Origin of the sequence: Streptomyces cyaneus (assembly GCF_004028635.1) — a bacterium.
GTDB classification, from domain to species: Bacteria; Actinomycetota; Actinomycetes; order Streptomycetales; family Streptomycetaceae; genus Streptomyces; species Streptomyces cyaneus.
In genome coordinates this window covers 62,911-78,638 of record NZ_ML138679.1, presented here as the reverse complement: position 1 = coordinate 78,638, position 15,728 = coordinate 62,911, and the positions used below count along the sequence as shown (strand labels likewise).

The 15,728-nt window shown below is 71.5% G+C and carries 14 protein-coding genes; 4 read left to right on the top strand and 10 right to left on the bottom strand.

The features are described from left to right. Window positions 1-82 precede the first annotated feature (82 nt). From EHO50_RS07460 to EHO50_RS07450, 3 genes are all read right to left on the bottom strand, one after another. The gene (locus EHO50_RS07460) at window positions 83-2,026 is read right to left on the bottom strand and encodes an ABC transporter ATP-binding protein (protein WP_128429071.1); all 1,944 of its coding nucleotides are present in this window, start codon (window positions 2,024-2,026) and stop codon (window positions 83-85) included. A 405-nt stretch (window positions 2,027-2,431) separates the two neighbouring features. Beyond that, a complete protein-coding gene (locus EHO50_RS44825) occupies window positions 2,432-2,866 on the bottom strand; it encodes a hypothetical protein (RefSeq protein ID WP_128429070.1) in 435 nt (144 codons plus the stop codon). After that, a complete protein-coding gene (locus EHO50_RS07450; protein ID WP_128429069.1) occupies window positions 2,857-3,528 on the bottom strand; it encodes an ATP-binding protein in 672 nt (223 codons plus the stop codon). Before EHO50_RS07450 ends, EHO50_RS44825 begins: the two co-directional genes overlap by 10 nt. A 289-nt stretch (window positions 3,529-3,817) precedes the next feature. On the opposite strand from EHO50_RS07450, the gene EHO50_RS07445 reads away from it, so the two are divergent. The 3 genes from EHO50_RS07445 to EHO50_RS07435 all read left to right on the top strand — a co-directional run bounded on the left by EHO50_RS07445 (window position 3,818) and on the right by EHO50_RS07435 (window position 5,839). Beyond that, the gene (locus EHO50_RS07445; RefSeq protein ID WP_128429068.1) at window positions 3,818-4,678 is read left to right on the top strand and encodes a helix-turn-helix domain-containing protein; all 861 of its coding nucleotides are present in this window, start codon (window positions 3,818-3,820) and stop codon (window positions 4,676-4,678) included. Then, on the top strand, window positions 4,679-4,933 hold the full coding sequence (locus EHO50_RS07440) for a DUF397 domain-containing protein (RefSeq protein WP_062703874.1): 255 nt from the start codon (window positions 4,679-4,681) through the stop codon (window positions 4,931-4,933). A 117-nt stretch (window positions 4,934-5,050) separates the two neighbouring features. Continuing rightward, the gene (locus EHO50_RS07435) at window positions 5,051-5,839 is read left to right on the top strand and encodes an SAM-dependent methyltransferase (protein WP_128429067.1); all 789 of its coding nucleotides are present in this window, start codon (window positions 5,051-5,053) and stop codon (window positions 5,837-5,839) included. 46 nt (window positions 5,840-5,885) lie between these two features. On the opposite strand, the gene EHO50_RS07430 is transcribed toward EHO50_RS07435, so the two are convergent. From EHO50_RS07430 to pdxR, 4 genes are all read right to left on the bottom strand, one after another. Beyond that, entirely contained in the window at window positions 5,886-6,590 is a 705-nt protein-coding gene (locus EHO50_RS07430) for a protein-tyrosine phosphatase family protein (protein WP_128429066.1), read from the bottom strand. Window positions 6,591-6,697: 107 nt separating this feature from the next. Further along, entirely contained in the window at window positions 6,698-7,618 is a 921-nt protein-coding gene (locus EHO50_RS07425) for a hypothetical protein (protein ID WP_128429065.1), read from the bottom strand. Continuing rightward, on the bottom strand, window positions 7,615-10,047 hold the full coding sequence (locus tag EHO50_RS07420) for a PEP/pyruvate-binding domain-containing protein (protein WP_128429064.1): 2,433 nt from the start codon (window positions 10,045-10,047) through the stop codon (window positions 7,615-7,617). The genes EHO50_RS07425 and EHO50_RS07420 overlap by 4 nt, the downstream gene beginning before the upstream one ends. Before the next feature lie 278 nt (window positions 10,048-10,325). Beyond that, on the bottom strand, window positions 10,326-11,849 hold the full coding sequence (gene pdxR / locus EHO50_RS07415; protein ID WP_128429063.1) for a MocR-like pyridoxine biosynthesis transcription factor PdxR: 1,524 nt from the start codon (window positions 11,847-11,849) through the stop codon (window positions 10,326-10,328). A gap of 47 nt (window positions 11,850-11,896) precedes the next feature. Between pdxR and EHO50_RS07410 the strand changes: the two genes are divergently transcribed. Further along, window positions 11,897-12,430 (top strand): carboxymuconolactone decarboxylase family protein, encoded by a 534-nt coding sequence (locus tag EHO50_RS07410; RefSeq protein WP_425472138.1) that lies wholly within the window; start codon window positions 11,897-11,899, stop codon window positions 12,428-12,430. Between the two features lie 35 nt (window positions 12,431-12,465). On the opposite strand, the gene EHO50_RS07405 is transcribed toward EHO50_RS07410, so the two are convergent. The 3 genes from EHO50_RS07405 to EHO50_RS07395 form a co-directional block, all read right to left on the bottom strand. Further along, window positions 12,466-13,953: a glutamate synthase subunit beta gene (locus EHO50_RS07405; protein ID WP_128429062.1), complete on the bottom strand. Its 1,488-nt coding sequence runs from the start codon at window positions 13,951-13,953 to the stop codon at window positions 12,466-12,468. A 209-nt stretch (window positions 13,954-14,162) separates the two neighbouring features. Continuing rightward, on the bottom strand, window positions 14,163-14,642 hold the full coding sequence (locus EHO50_RS07400; protein ID WP_128429061.1) for an anthrone oxygenase family protein: 480 nt from the start codon (window positions 14,640-14,642) through the stop codon (window positions 14,163-14,165). Between the two features lie 272 nt (window positions 14,643-14,914). Next, complete coding sequence (locus EHO50_RS07395; protein WP_128429060.1) at window positions 14,915-15,610, bottom strand: DUF2293 domain-containing protein; 696 nt, start codon at window positions 15,608-15,610, stop codon at window positions 14,915-14,917. Window positions 15,611-15,728 lie beyond the last annotated feature (118 nt).

The window sequence follows — 15,728 nt, the reverse complement described above, 5'->3', positions numbered from 1 at the left end:
ACACGAGTGAGGCGAGGGCCTGTGCGCTCCGCCGCCGGCCCTCGTGAGGGTCGGTGCGCTTCCCGCCACGGCCTCGTGACGCTCAGCCCGCCTTCGGGGCGGGCACCCGCGTCGTGAACTGCTCCGCCTGGAGCGAGTACAGCTCGGCGTAGACACCGCCGGTGGCCAGCAGTTCGTCGGGTGTGCCGGACTCCACCAGCCGCCCCTGGTCGAGGACATGCACCAGATCGGCATGGCGTACGGACGCCAGCCGGTGCGTGATGAGGACGACCGTCTGCCCGGCGGAGGCCAGGGCGCGGATCTTCTCGAAGACCTCCAGCTCGGCCCGTGCGTCCAGGGCCGCGGTCGGCTCGTCCACGATGAGGATGTGGCCGCGCCGGTAGGCGGCCCGGGCGATCCCGAGCCGCTGCCACTGCCCGCCGGACAGCTCGTGCCCGCCGCTGAACTGACGGGCCAGCAGGGTGTCCAGGCCGCGCGGCAGATCGGCGATCACGTCCTCGGCCCCGGCCTCGGCGAGCGAGGCGGCCAGCCGTTCCTCGGTGAGGGGCGCGGAGGAACGGCCCACGGCCACATTGACCCGGGCGGTGAACGGCCAGCGCTTGAAGTCCTGGGCCACCATCGCGATGCGCTCGGCGAGTTGGTGCCGGTCGGCGCCCGCCGCGTCGACGTCGTCCCACAGGATGCGGCCCCGGTCCGGGGTGTACAGGCCCGCCAGCAGCTTCACCAGGGTCGTCTTGCCGGAGCCGTTCTCGCCGACCAGCGCGACGATCCGGCCGAGGGGGAGGGTGAGCGTGACGTCGTCGAGGGCGGGGCGGGCGGATTCGCCGGGGTAGGAGAAGCTGACGTTCTCGAAGCGGACCTCCTGCGGCTCCTCGGGCAGAGCGGCCCCACCGACCGGAATCGCCCGTTCGGCCGCCTCGACGTACAGCCGCTGCAGATCGCCCACGAAGAGCGCCTCCTCGTGGAGGGCGTTGACCTCAAGGACGAGGCTGTCCAGGCTCGACGAGCCCGTGCGGATGGCGATAACGGCAGTACCCGCCACGGAGAGCGCCATCGCACCGGCGAGCAGCAGCCCGCCCAGCGTGGCGTACGTCGCGACGGTCGCGAGCCCCGTCCACCCGGCCGCGATGAGCCCCGTACGCGCCGCCAGCCGGGCCAGCCGCGCCTGCTCGGCCTCCGCCGTCTCCGACATGGCCCGGTAGTGGCGCAGCAGGAAAGGCCCGACGCCATGGACGCGGATCTCGGGCGCGGCGGCGGGCTCGGTGAGCAGTCCGCTGATCAGATGGCCGGCGCGGGAGTGCTGCACCCAGGTGTGGAAGGACTCATAGCGCCGCCGTGCGTTGGTCAGGGCGCTCCAGGCGCTGGGCAGCGTCATGGTGGCGAGGAGAGGGAGCAGGGCGGGATGCAGCACGGTGAGCACACCGGCCGCGGCGATCAGCGAGATGGCCGCGTTCACGACGCGGGTGCTGTACGCGATCATGCGGCGGGCAGCCCCTGCGCCGTACTGCGCGGTGTCCAGCAACTTGTGGAAGGCGTGGTCCTCGATCGCGGCCAACTCCACGGCCGCCGCCCGCTCCAGATACAGCTCGGTCGCCACCCGCTCCACCTTGGGCTCGAGTCGCCCGGTGGCGTACGTCGAAGCGGCCCGCAGCAACGTCGATACGACCATCACGGCGGCCATGGCCACAAGCGCGGGCACGGCACCCCGTAACCGCTCCTCCAGCGCCCCGCCCCCGATCAGCCGCCCCAGCACACTGTTCATGGCGAGCAGCCCGACCGCCTGTCCGAGCCCCCTCCCCACTTCGGCCACCAGCACGGTCCGCGCGGCCCGCCGATCGGCCTGCCAGGCGAGCCGGAAACTCGACGCCAACAGCGACGGCAACCGAGTCACCATGGCCCGGAAGCTCAGCTCCATGAAGGCGTCCCGATGCTGATTCCACCCCATGTCGTACCGCAGGGGACCCCCGAAGAGCAGCCGCTCCGACTCGGAAACCCCGCCCTCACCAGCACCGCGCTTCTTCCCCACGCCTGCCCCTCCCCCGACCGCCTCGTGACGGAGGGCCACTATGGCGGGGCGGCCGCGTCAGGGGGAGGGCGCGAATGGGAGCGAAGGACACGCGCGGGCGTACGCCACGCTCTTCGACGCCGGCCCGCATCATGCAGCCCGTCTGGGGGTGCCCCCTCTGGGGGAGTTTGAGGACGAGTTCTGCCATCCCGATCCCCCACCCACCCGCAGGGGGCTCCGCCGCGCGGCGTCGGTGGTCACTTCCTGGTGCCGGCCCGTGCTTTTCAGCCCGTCCGGCGTTTGAGGACGAGGCCGTTCAGGCCGATGGGGGTCCAGGGGGCGGAGCCCCTTGGCGGGGTGGAAGGGGCGGAGCCCCTTCAAGGACGGGAAGGGTAGGGGCGGCGGGGGCGAGAACCAGCCGTAGCCTCACGCACTCATCTGCCTGGACCACGTAGGCGTAGTCCCCATGACCCGGCACAACGCCAAATACAACGGAATCGGCGGCGTATAAGGCACCGCCCCGTCCGGCCGATGAATCAGCCGAGGCGTGTCCAGCACCACCGCCCCCGTCACGTACCGCACAGCCGCCGGCCACTCCAGCGCATAGTCGGAGTCGGACGGCACGATCCACCACCAGTGCACGTCGTCGGCGTACACGCACCCCACACGAGGCAGCCGAGGCAGAACCAGCGGCCCGAACCGGGCGGGAACAGCCACCGCATCGCAGCCCAGCGGCACCGTCATGCCGTCGGGAACGGGCAACCGCCGAGGAACCGCAGCGGAACGCATACCGCGGCGGAGCCGGACCAGCGAGTCCAGGCTCAGCACCTGACCCCCGCCGGACGCGCCGCTCACAGCCATGCAGCCCCCGTTCCCCCACCGTGCCGCGCCTGCGACTGCGCCTCGTCCTCGTCGCCCGACCCCCCGGCCGGACCCGGCTTGGGCCGCGCCCCCCACCCGAGGTCGTTGTACGCCCCGGTGTACGCCCCAGCCCCGCTGTCGACATGGACGTCGACCTGGAAGGCCTCCCGGAACCCGGCCGCGCGCGGCAGATCCGCCCAGACGACCAGCCCGGCGCCGTGCTCCTGCGTCCCCCACGCATGGCAGAGGGCGTCTATGAGGAGCAGTCCCCTCCCGTGCTCCTCCTCGGGCCGCGCCGACAACGGATGGGGTTCACCGGGCGCGCACCCTTCGTCGCGCACGGCTATCCGCACGAGCTCGGCACCGTCGTGCAGCTCACAGACGATGTGCTCGCTCGCGGTGTGCACGATCGCGTTGGTGACCAGCTCGGACACGACCAGAGCCGCCGTGTCGCAGGTGTCCTCGCACACCGCCCAGCCATTCAGCCGAGCCCGGGTCAGGCGTCTGGCCTGCGCGGGAGAACCCGGATGCGCGGCCAGTTCGAAGCGGAACCGGCGCTGGGCGGCGGCGCCCCGCTGGGGGCCGACTCCCGTGGCGGCGCCGAGGCCGTGGGGGGCCGCAGCGTCTGTTCCTAAGGGTGGGGACGGAATCACGCTTGCCACTATCTCCCCGCCGTGAACACTTGGCAAGTGTCACTCTGAAAATTGCAGAGTGCTGTGTGACGCGGTGGAAGGCCGTGGCACACTGCTCGCAACAGCATGTCGAGCGGCGCCAGTTGGGATCGCCGAGGATCCCCCGGCTCTACCGGGGTCTTCGAATAGATCTTCGAATGGCGCCGTCGGCCTGTCGGGATTCAGCTGTCGGCCCGTCGGGGGCAAGTCGGCCTGTCGGGGCAAGTCGGCCCCGCCGGGATCAAGTCGGCCTGTCGGGACTCATTCGTGGAGGTGGAGCGTGAGCGAGCCGCGGTCCGCGCCGACGGTCGGTCAGGTCGTCCTCGGTCGGCGCCTGCTGGACCTGCGGGAACGCGCCGGGCTCAAGCGTGAGGAGGCCGCCCGCATCCTCCGCGTCGCCCCCGCCACGGTCCGCCGTATGGAAATGGCCGAGGTAGCGCTCAAGATCCCGTACCTCCAACTGCTCCTGAAGGCCTACGGCGTCCCCGACGACGAAGCCGACGGCTTTGTGCAACTGGCCGAGGAAGCCAACAAACCCGGTTGGTGGCAGCGGTTCCACGACATCCTGCCCGGCTGGTTCTCGATGTACGTCAGCCTGGAGGGCGCCGCCAGCCTCATCCGGTCGTACGAACCCCACTTCGTGCCCGGCCTGTTGCAGACCGAGGACTACACGCGCGCAGTGATGAGGTCGGGCGCCGTCGGCCAGACCAGCCCCGACGACATCGAGCGCCATGTCGCCTTGCGCATGCAACGCCAGCAACTGCTCACCCGTGAGGACGCGCCCCGGCTGTGGGTCGTGATGGACGAGACCGCGCTGCGCCGCCAGGTCGGCGGCCCGGAGGTGATGCGTGCCCAGATCGACCGGCTGCTCGAGGCCACGAAGCTGCCCAACGTGACGCTGCAGGTGGCCCCGTTCGCAAACGGGCCGCACCCCGGCACGTACGGGCCCTTCGTGCTGTTCCGATTTGCCATGCCCGAACTGCCGGACATGGTCTACAGCGAGTACCTGACCGGCGCCGTCTACCTCGACGCGCGCACCGAGGTGGCGACCCACCTCGAGGTCATGGACCGCATGGCGGCGCAGGCCGCTACGGCACATCGCACGAAGGGGATCCTCCGGGATCTCCGCAAGGAGCTGTGAATGGATCGCATCAAGCCGCGCATACACGTCTACAACGGCATGCCCGCGCGGGACTTGGGCAGCGAGGGCTGGCACAAGCCGTGGAGCGGCGGCAACGGCGGCAACTGCCTGGAGGCGATGAAGCTCGCCGACGGCCGGATCGCCGTCCGTCAGTCGACCGACCCGGACGGGCCGGCGCTGATCTACACCACGGACGAGATGACGGCGTTCATCGAGGGCGCGAAGGCGGGGGAGGCGGACTTCCTCCTTTCCTGAGCCGCGCTGTCTGAGCTGTCTGAGCTACTTGGCCCCTTGAGTCAGTTGCCCGTCTCTCACACAACTCCCTTTACTTGGTGCTTAGTTGATAATCCATTGCGTCTTACGGAGTGCCTTATGATCGAGATCGACACCAGCAAGCCGCATCCCGCGCGGATGTACGACTGGTATCTCGGCGGCAAGGACAATTACCCCGTCGACGAGGCCATGGGGAAGCAGATGCTCGCCCTCGACCCGCGCGTCCCGGTGATGGCGCAGGTCAACCGCGCGTTCATGCACCGTGCCACCCGCTGGCTCGCCAAGAGTGGCGTACGCCAGTTCCTGGACATCGGCACCGGAATCCCGACCGAGCCGAACCTCCATCAGATCGCCCAGCAAATCGCCCCCGACGCGCGCGTCGTCTACTGCGACAACGACCCCATCGTCCTGGCCCACGCCGCGGCATTGCTGCGCGGTACGGACGAGGGTACGACCGAGTACCTGCAGGCCGATGTGCGCAGCCCCGCCGCGATCGTCGAGGGCGCGAAGAAGGTCCTGGACTTCAGCCGCCCGGTGGCCCTTTCCTTGATCGCGCTGCTGCACTTCGTCTCCGACGAGGACGGCGCGCACGAACTGGTGAGCCGACTGCTGTCCGAACTCCCCTCCGGCAGCTACCTGGTGGTGACCCACGCCACCGCCGACTTCACTCCCGAGGAGTCGCGGGCGGCGACCGAGAAGCTCAAGGCGGCCGGCGTCACACTGGCCCTGCGTTCCCGCGAGGAGTTCACCCGCTTCTTCGCCGGCCTCGAACTCGTCGAACCCGGCGTCGAGGTGCCGCACCACTGGCACCCCGAACTGGGTGAGCCCGTACCCGGGCAGGACGACGGGGTCATCCCCGGGTACGGGGCGGTGGGGCGCAAGCCGTAGCCGTACGGGGGCGCAAAGCCGTATCCGCAGGGCCGCCCCGGCTGGGCTACAGGTACGACATCATGCGCCGCGGAGCGTCCACCAGGCGGCTGAGGACCACCACCGGCAGCGGGGGCTGCTCCACCTTGGCCGGGCTGAGGTTCAGCCCGTAGTAGATCTGCTCGATCGACGGCGGGCCGACCGCGAGGTTGCGTCGGACCGCCTGCGACGGCGACTCCTCACCGGTCTTCACGAGATACGCCGCGACCATCGCGCCCGTACGGCCGACACCCGCGCCGCAGTGCACGAACACCGGGCCGGAAGCCGACGAGACGGCGTCGAGGAAGCGCTGCACCTGCTGGGGCGACGGCGTCTGCCCGTCACGGATCGGCAGGCGTAGGGCCTTCAGCCCGGCCTCGCCCGGTTCGGCCAGTTCGGCCGCGCTCAGGTTCTCGGCGCGCAGGTCGACCACGGTGGTGATGCCCATGCTCGCCAGGGCCCGGTAACCGGCGGGCGAGGGGGCGGAGCCGCGCCACAGCCGACCGTCGGGGTCCACGGGCTGGAAGTGGTTGACGCCCTGGACGCTGCGCGTTCCGGCGGGTGCCGGGGTCTCCTCGCGGGCGAGGTACGACAGGCCCAGGATGCTGCCGGCGCCGGCTACCCACAGAGCGATGTAGCCGATGACGATGCCGAGGAGGATCCGCAGGGCGCGCCGGGACAGCGGGCGCTTGCGGAGAGCAGAGGCGGGCAGGGTTGCGGTGAGGACAGCCATGGACGACCCGGAGGACTAGGGGACGAGGGTCGTTCGAATCGTAACCGAGGTATGTGATCAACTGTCCGATATGCCCAATACTGTGCGATTGGTCTCACTTGTCATGCTCAGCCCTCGTCCACCTCCGCGTCGCCGACACCGAGCACCGTGAGATGGGCGCGATCCAGGGTCGCGTCCTCCAGGCAGCCGCGCAGCCGCATGAGGTCGTGCTCGGTGAGCGCGGGCCGTACGACCCCGGCGAACGTGCCGTCCCCCAGGTCGCCCAGGGTGGCGTGGTGCAGCGGTGCGGCCGTGGAGTGTCGGCAGCTCTCCCAGATCTGCTGCGCGGCCAGCGCCTTCCCGTCGGACGACACGTCCGTGCCCCGCAGCTCGATCTGGACGACCACGGAGGTCGCCGCGTTCTCGTTGGCCTCTTCCCTCCGGGTCTGGGTGAGGTCGGCGAGCCCCACGATCAGCGCGGCGAGCAGGGTGGTGCCGACCAGGGTGACGGTGGTGAGACGTGCGGTACGGCCCCGGGAGGGCCCGCCGCCCAGCGGTGGCAGGTCCTCCAGGTCGTCGGGGTGCGTCGCCGGGTCGGGCGCGGCGAGCACGGCCAGCCGCCCGGCCAGGCGGTGCTCGGCCGGTCTCGCCGTGGCCGACGCGACCTTCTGCACCACCCAGGCGAGCCCGGACAGCAGTACGCCGGCGACCAGGAGGACCGGCACGAAGACGTACGTCCGGTCCGCCGGGTCCTCCAGCCACCGGAACCGCGTCTCCTCCTGGGCCGCGGCCGGCTCACGCAGCCGCGTCAGTACGTCCTCCTGGCGGGCGTCCAGCTCCCGCTGCCGCCGGTCGGTGTCGCGCAGCCGCTCCTCGATCCGGCTCAGCCGCCCCAGCGTCACCAGGCCGAACAACATCACCTCGACGACCAGCAGCAACACCCCGCAGATCATCGCCCGCTGCCACTGCCAGCGGTACAGATAGATGACGAGGTAGGTGCCCGCGCCGGCGGCGACCAGCACTCCGAAGACGTACGCGATCTTCCTCATGGCGCGTCCCCCACTCGTACGTCACCTGCCGTTCCGTCGACGGTGAGCCGGGAGCCGGGCGGGAAACGGCGTACGGCGTCGGTGGCACCGACGACCGCGGGGAGCCCGAACTCCCTTGCCAGGACGGCCAGATGGGACAACGGACTGCCGGTCTGGGCGACCAGGCCGGTGAGGCCGGGCAGCAGCGGGGCGAGCGCGGGATCCAGGGTGCGCACGACCAGGACGGCGTCCGTCGGCCGGGGTCCGGTCCCGTCCCATACGGTTCCGACGACGCGCCCCGCGGACACGCCCCGTACGCCGTCGCCCCGGCCGCCTCCCCGCTCGGCGACGACTACCTGACCGTCCGCGATCCGGAAGGCGTCCGGCAGCGGCGGCGACTCGGGCTGCGGCACGCGCGCGTGGAGGTCGCCGGGCAGGGCGCCGCCGTCCAGCACGGCGGCCAGCTCCGCCCACCGCAACAGCCCGACACGCTGCATGTCGACGCCCAGCCGCCCCGCCACCTCCCGCACGAGCCGCACCTGCAGTTCCTGCACCCAGCGGATACGGAGGCGGAGGGCTTCGCGGGGTGGGAGGGCGGTGAGGGTGGGGGAGTGGAGGTTTGTGGGGTTTGTGGGACTGGTGGGTGCGGTGGGGTGGATGGTCTCTGTGGGTGCTGTGGGTGCTGTGGGTGCTGTGGAGTGAGAGGCCTCTGCGCGCCAGGTGGTCCAGGTGTTGCCTGTGTGTGGGGCTGCGTAGATGGCGAAGGCTGCGCTCGTGGGTGCGGTGCGTGGGGGCCGGGTCGGGGCCGGCTCGGGGCGGGGGGTGCCGTTCGCTTTGAGGACGAGGGTTGGTTCGTTCTGGTGAGGTGTGGTTGCGTCCGGTGCCGGTGGCGTCGGCGGCGTCGTAGTGCCCGGCAGTTGCCCCCGTCCGCGCAGGCTCGGGGCGGTGAGGGACAGGATCACCGGGTCCGTGGCGACCACCTGGTCGTCGGGGATGCCCAGGGTGCGGGCCTCGGCCAGGGCGGCGAGGGCCGCGCCGGCGGCGGTGCGGCTCTTGGGCGGTTCGTCGAGGAGGGCTCCCGCAAGGGCCTCCTGGGCGTGCAGGGAGACCAGGACCCGGCGGGCCCAGCGGAGCTCCGCGGCCAGGGCCGAGCCGGAGAGCCCGGTGGGCGACGGGATCTCGGCGAGGCGGCGGTCGACGTCCGCGGTGAGGTCGGTCGCCAGCCCGGGAAGGGCGGACGCGAGGCGCCCCACCCGCCAGGCCGCGGTGAGCCGGCGCGCTCCGGGTGCCGGGTTGAGCAGCGCGAGCCACCGGTGCCGCGGCGGGACGGCGCCGAGGAGCCGCAGATCGGCGGCGGCCCGCCCGGCGACCGTCGTGACCACCGGCACCGAGTGCAGCAGCCGGCGCGGGGCGGTGCCCCCGATGTCGAGCGCGGTGGCGAGCCCTCGGGCCATCGGCGCCACCCACAGGTCCTCCTCCAGTGGCGCCAACTGGTCCGGCAGCGTCTCCGCCACCGGACCGGGCCCGAGCAGTCGCGCCCGGCGTGCAGGCCGTGCCGCCATCGCGGTGATCGGCCGGCTCTGGAACAGCCACAGCCGCCCGTCCGCGTCGAACCCGAACTCGACGTCCTGCGGTCCGCCGAAGACCCGACGGACCTGCCGTGCCAGCCGCGCCAGCCGGAACAGCTCGACGCGCGTGAGCAGCGAGCCGACCTCGTCGGAGGCGGCACGCAGGCGCTTCGAAGACTCGGCTCGCGAACTCCCCGAGGACTCTGTCGGGCCTTGCGAAGGCTCTGCCGGGCCCTCCGGTGCCTCCGTCCGCAGGAGCCGTCCGCGCCCGCTCAGCCAGTAGTCGGTGCCGGCCTGTGCGCCGCCGACCAGGCTGTCCGGCCCGCCGCGCACGGCGCTGACCAGCAGCCGGTCGGCCCGCCCCGCGACCGGATCGGCACCGAACATCACCCCGCCGACCCGTGCCATGAGCATGGGCTGCACCAGTACCGCCATCGGCGCCGTGGACCCGTCGGACCGGTGCGCCGAGGCGAGCACGGTCTGCACGGCCGTACGAAACTCCCGCCAGCCACGCACATCGAGCACCGAGGCGAACTGGCCCGCCAAGGACGACTCCTCGGTGTCCTCCTGCGGAGAGGAGGACCGCACGACGAGCGGGCGGGCGCCGCCGTCGGAGAGCTCGTCCCAGGCGCGCCGCAGAGCGACCGTGTCGCGCATTGCCTGGTGCGGCATAACGAAACCGGGCAGCACGGGCAGTCCGGCGCGGGCCGCGCGGGCGAGGTTCGCGGCCTTGGACCCCATCAGTCGGGGGAGCGCGGTGCCGGGTTGGTCCAGCGGGACGATGGCCGGGCCATGTGTCTCGACCTTGCCCAGTGTGACGTCGCCGCGGAGTTCATCGCCGTCGCGCGCACCTTCTTCGTGACGTTCATCGAGCGTCGTCATCGAACACCACCCTCCAGGACCGACCGCCAACAGGGGGGACGCGCTGGGGTGGCCCTGCGCCTGACGACGGAACGAAGGATGGGGGCGAGCCGCTGCCGTCCCGCGCCCGGGTACGACGACAGCACGCCTCCTGCTCCGATGATCCCACTCCTGTTCGGATACATGTAGTCCGGAAGGCACTTTTCGGACACATGTCGGATAGATGGGAGAACAAATCTGAATGCTGCGGTATGCCGGGAAAGGGTTTGAAAGGGTGGGAAAGGGTCTTTTGTGCGGCCTCAGTGGTCCTCGCCCGGCGGCAGCGCCCCGCACAGTGCCTCCAGCGCCGCCCCGTACGCGTGCTCCGAGGGTGTCGCATATCCGACGACGATGCCGTCACGCACCGGAATGGCCGTCTCCACCGCGTCCGGGTGCCGGAACTCGGCGAGGCCGTCCAGGGCGATGCCCTGCCAGGTGGCCGCCTTGACCGTGGACCGTTCGGTGCCGGGCGGCAGCCGCAGCACCGCGTGCAGTCCGGCCGCGACACCGGTGACCTCGATGTGCGGCGCGTGCGTGGCGAGCGCCGTGACGAGGCGGTCGCGGCGGCTCCGGTATCGCTGCCGCATGCGCCGTACATGACGGTCGTACGCCCCGGAGACGATGAAGTCGGCCAGGCTCAGCTGGTCGAGGACGCTCGCCCACGCCTCGCGCTCGCCCTTGGCTGCGAGCACGTCGTCGACGTACCGCTCCGGCAGCACCATCCACCCGAGCCGCACCGCCGGCGACAGGCTCTTGCTGACCGAGCCGATGAAGATCACCCGCTCGGGATCGAGGCCCTGGACGGCGCCGACGGGTTTGCGGTCGTAGCGGAACTTCCCGTCGTAGTCGTCCTCCAGGACGACGCCCCCACGCGCGCGTGCCCAGTCGATCACGGCGGCACGGCGCTCCGGGTGCAGCGGGCCGCCGGTCGGGAACTGGTGCGCGGGCGTGAGCAGCACGGCCCGCTCGCGCCCCAGCCGGTCGACGCGTGCACCGTCCTCGTCGAGGGGGAGGGGTACGGTCCGTACGCCGGCGGCGGCGAGCAGTTCCCGGTGGAACCCCAAGCCGTACGCCTCCACGGCCAGCGGCCCGCGCAGCACACTGCCGCCCCCGCCTCCGCCCTTGTTGCCGCCCTTGTCCTGGCTCCTGTCCTGGCCGAACAGCAGCCGCAGCGCGTGCGCGAAGCCGGAGCAGATCACGATCCGGCCCGGCTCGGTACGCACGCCACGCGCGCGTGCCAGGTACTCGGTGAGCGCCTCCCGCAGTTCCACGCGTCCGGCGGGATCGCCGGGCCCGAACACCTCGTTCGGCGCCTGCTGGAGGGCCCGCCGATAGGAGGCCAGCCATGCCGCACGCGGGAACGCCGACGCATCCGGCGTGCCCTGCCGCAGGTCGTGCCGAGGCCCACGCGCGCGTGGAGGCGCCTTACGGGGCACCCGCTCGGCGCGTCGCAGGGGCTGGGCGCGCTCGGCCACCCTCGTCCCCGAGCCCTGGCGGGCGGTGAGCCAGCCCTCGGCCACCAGCTCCGCGTACGCGTCGGCCACGGTGTTGCGGGCGACCCCCAGGTCGGCGGCGAGCGAACGGTACGGCGGCAGCCGGGTGCCGGGCGCGAGCCGCCCGCTGCGCACAGCCTCGCGCAGCGCACGGATCAGCGCGGCCCGTCGCCCGCCCGACCCGGACGACCCGGACGACCCGGGCGACCTGGAGGGATCGGAGGGTTCGGGTAGATCCAGATGCAGGTCGGCACCGATCCGCTCCGCGAAATTGACCCATGATTCCGGCATGGAAATGCACCCTACAGCCGGTCTTTTCGGCCCGTAAGTTGGTCCACATGACGACGAACACGACTGACACCAAGCCCACCGAGCCCATTGCCGAGTCCATCGCTGGGTCCATCAGCGAGGCCGAGGCCGCCCGCACCCGCCTCGACTTCGCGAAGTCCGCCCCGAAGGTCTTCCGCGCCATCGTCGGCTTCGACGCCGCCGCCCGTGAGGGCCTGGACCCGGCGCTCGTCGAACTGATCCAGATCCGCGCCTCGCACCTCAACCACTGCGCCTACTGCCTCCACATGCACACGGGCGACGCCCGCAAGGCAGGCGAGAGCGAGGACCGGCTGCACATGGTCGCCGTCTGGCGCGAGGCCCGCCACTTCTTCACCGAGAAGGAGCAGGCGGCCCTCGCCCTGACGGAAGCGGTGACCCTGGTGGCCGACGGCGGGGTTCCCGACGAGGTCTACGCCCAGGCCGCAGCACACTTCGACGAAGGGGAACTGGCGCACGTACTGGCCCTGATCCTCACGATCAACACGTGGAACAGGGTGGCGCTGGCGACGGGGAAGGTGGCGGGGACGGACGAGCGGCGTTGACGGGCCCGTTTCTCGCGTCCGCGATCACTGGCCCGTCAAACGGTCATGGGGCGGTCGTACGGCGAGATCGGCGCCGGCAGCCGCGAACTCCCCGTCAGATAACGGTCGACGGCCGCCGCCACCGCACGTCCCTCGGCGATCGCCCACACGATGAGCGACTGCCCTCGGGCGGCATCCCCCGCGGCGAACACGCCGGGGGCGTTCGTGGCGAACCCGGCATCCCGGGTGATCGTGCCGCGAGGTTCCATCTCCAGCCCCAACTGGTCGATCAGCCCGTCTTCCCGGTCGGGCCCGGAGAAGCCGAGGGCGAGCAGTACGAGGTCGGCCGGCAGCGTCCGCTCGGTGCCCGGCATCGGACTGCGCTGTGCGTCCACCTCGGTCAGGTGCAGTGACCGTACGTGCCCGTCGGCGTCGCCCGTGAAGTGGAGCGTGGACGCCGCGAACAGTCGCGCATCCGCGTCCGCCGCGGGCGCCGTCTGCAGATCGCGCGCCTCCTCGTGCGCGGCCGACAGACGGTAGATCTTCGGGTACGTCGGCCAGGGCTCGGCGTCCTCGTCCCGCTCGGCGCCCGGCTGGGCGTAGATGTCCAGCTGGGTCACGGACGCGGCGCCCTCCCGGACGGCGGTGCCGAGGCAGTCGGCCCCCGTGTCACCACCGCCGACGATCACGACATGCTTCCCGGCGGCGGACATGGGGGACGTCTCCAGCTCCCCCTCGCACACCCGGTTGGCCAGCGGCAGATACTCCATCGCCTGATGGATGCCGCTCAACTCCCGCCCAGGAAGGGGCAGCTCACGCCAGGCCGTGGCTCCTGTGGCGATCACCACGGCGTCGTAGCGCGACCGCAGCTCTGCGGCCCCGATGTCCCGCCCGACCGCCGTCGACGTACGGAACTTCGTCCCCTCGGCCCGCATCTGCTCGATCCGGCGCTCCAGATGGTGCTTCTCCATCTTGAACTCGGGGATGCCGTACCGCATCAGTCCCCCGATCCGGTCGTCCTTCTCGTACACGGCGACCGTGTGCCCCGCCCGCGTGAGCTGCTGTGCCGCCGCGAGCCCGGTGGGCCCAGAGCCGATCACGGCGACCGTCCGTCCGGACAGCCGGTCCGGCGGCCGAGGCGGCGCGAAGCCGTCCTCCCAGGCCCGGTCGGCGATGGCGCACTCGACGTTCTTGATGGTGACGGCCGGCTGATTGATCGCCAGCACGCACCCCGCCTCGCACGGCGCCGGACACAACCGCCCCGTGAACTCCGGGAAGTTGTTCGTCGCGTGCAGCCGGTCGGCGGCCGCCCGCCAGTCCTCCCGCGACACCAGGTCGTTCCACTCGGGGATCAGATTGCCCAGCGGACAGGCGTCGTGGCAGAAGGGTATGCCGCAGTCCATACAGCGGTCGGCCTGCTTGCTGATGATGGGCAGCAACGCCCCGGGGACGTACACCTCGTCCCAGTCCTTGACCCGCTCCTCGACGGGCCGGCGCGGCCAGTCCTGGCGGGGGGTGGTCATGAAACCCTTGGGATCGGCCATGGCCGTCTTCCTTGCGTGCGCGTGTGACGTGTTCGAGCCGTGCGTCATCGGGCGGCACTCTTCCGGCAACGATACGTCCCACGGGCCACGTGCGCAGAGTGGGGGGACAGCGCTTTCTCCGGCGATCGCCACGGGGAGTCCGGTGACAATGGTTCAGGGTTCAGGGTTCAGGGTTCAGGGGTCAGGGCCGGGGGCCAGGGTTCAGTGGTTCAGCTGAGGGCCAGCACGTAGCACACGGTCGCGGCGGCCGAGGCGACCATGCGGACGTGGTTCCACGCCGTCCACTCGCGCACGTACGTCGGCCAGTAGGCGGCCGCCTCCGCAGTGCCCGCGTCCAGCTTGAGCAGCGCTTCGTTGCGCGGCACGTTCGCCACCATGGTCACCCCGAACGAGCCGAACAGATACAGCGCACTGCCCAGCAGCAGTTCCACCGTCCCCTCGTCCGGCCAGAGCACGAACGTCACCACGGCGATCACCGCGCACAGCACTGCCGACCCGATGAACACCAACATGAACGCCGGCATCAACGCCGTCACGTTGATCGCCTTCATCGCGGCCACGCCCTGCGCCGGCGGCAGCGCGGCGAGCCCACGCATCACGAAGGTCGAGAAGGCGCAGAAGACCCCGGCCACGAGACCGGTCCCGACCACACCGATCACGATCAGTACGAAGTACGGTCCATCAATCATGCAACGTCAACTCCCGCGTCCCGCCGGGATCCTGCCCGGCTCCCTCCATCACCACCAGTGAAATCCTGTACGAGATCAGTGACCATGGTCGAGCGGCGCTGCTACATACGCGAGCGTCCAGCGGGGCGAAGGGCGGGCGCCGTTCCTGGCCGCAGATGATCGGCCACGGCGGCGCCCAGTGCGAGGGTGCTGCCCGGCAGCGCCGAACGCCCCCCTGAGACCGCCTTCTGCCCGTCCCGCCCTCCTCCGGTCCCGTCTCCACGGGGCCACCTTCAACCGACCCCCGACACCTCAGCTCGCCACCCCCGCAACGTCGTCTCCACCACCGCCGCGATCCGGCGCCGAGCCTCGTGCCGCGGCACCCCGCTCATCAGCAGCTGGTCGTACGGCGTGTCCAGATGCCGCACGGATGCCACGACCGCCGACGTCACCGCCCCCTCGGACAACGCCCGCCCCGCCGCACTCCGCCCCACGCGTCCGCTGCCCCGCACCGACGCATGCGCGGCGACGTCCCGTGCCCGGTCCGCCGGACACCCCGGGAACAGTCGCCGTATCTCCCCCGCGAACGCCTCCGCGAACCGCACGTCCTCCCGCGCCCGCCGCTGAGCGTCCCGCACCCGACGCCGCCGCCGGGCCTCCGCATCCGCGAGGCATCGCTCCTCGGCCCGGGCGAGCCCCGCCTCCTCGACGAGGACGCCCTGTCGCTCATAACGGCTCCTGCGCCGGTTGAACCGCACGACCACCGCCGACAGCGCACTCTCCTCCCGCGACCGACGCGTCAACGCTGTGTCGCCGCGCGGCAGAAACACCAGATGCCCGAGGTCGGCACAGTCGAGACACCGCGGCGCCCCCTCCTCCAGCACCAGCATCTGCAACGGCCCCGCCTGACACTCCGCACAGTGCCGCCGCTTGAGGGGCTGGATCACGAGAAGTCCGGTACGGGGCGGGGGAGTTGCGAGCGGTGCCATACGGAGTTCATTCCCCGCGGGGCGGGCCTGGGGAACTCCCTGACCGGGGAAGAGGAGCCGTCTGATCAGGCCCGGGGTGGCCTGAACGGATTCGGGGGACGGACTGATCGTTGGCGAG

Excerpts from the sequence above, each read along its gene's own strand:
- EHO50_RS07425 (WP_128429065.1), bottom strand. The coding sequence starts at position 7,618 with ATGAGGAAGATCGCGTACGTCTTCGGAGTGCTGGTCGCCGCCGGCGCG.
- EHO50_RS07435 (WP_128429067.1), top strand. The coding sequence starts at position 5,051 with ATGATCGAGATCGACACCAGCAAGCCGCATCCCGCGCGGATGTACGAC.
- EHO50_RS07440 (WP_062703874.1), top strand. The coding sequence starts at position 4,679 with ATGGATCGCATCAAGCCGCGCATACACGTCTACAACGGCATGCCCGCG.
- EHO50_RS07405 (WP_128429062.1), bottom strand. The coding sequence starts at position 13,953 with ATGGCCGATCCCAAGGGTTTCATGACCACCCCCCGCCAGGACTGGCCG.
- EHO50_RS44825 (WP_128429070.1), bottom strand. The coding sequence starts at position 2,866 with ATGGCTGTGAGCGGCGCGTCCGGCGGGGGTCAGGTGCTGAGCCTGGAC.
- EHO50_RS07400 (WP_128429061.1), bottom strand. The coding sequence starts at position 14,642 with ATGATTGATGGACCGTACTTCGTACTGATCGTGATCGGTGTGGTCGGG.
- EHO50_RS07395 (WP_128429060.1), bottom strand. The coding sequence starts at position 15,610 with ATGGCACCGCTCGCAACTCCCCCGCCCCGTACCGGACTTCTCGTGATC.
- pdxR (WP_128429063.1), bottom strand. The coding sequence starts at position 11,849 with ATGCCGGAATCATGGGTCAATTTCGCGGAGCGGATCGGTGCCGACCTG.
- EHO50_RS07430 (WP_128429066.1), bottom strand. The coding sequence starts at position 6,590 with ATGGCTGTCCTCACCGCAACCCTGCCCGCCTCTGCTCTCCGCAAGCGC.
- EHO50_RS07410 (WP_425472138.1), top strand. The coding sequence starts at position 11,897 with ATGACGACGAACACGACTGACACCAAGCCCACCGAGCCCATTGCCGAG.
- EHO50_RS07420 (WP_128429064.1), bottom strand. The coding sequence starts at position 10,047 with ATGACGACGCTCGATGAACGTCACGAAGAAGGTGCGCGCGACGGCGAT.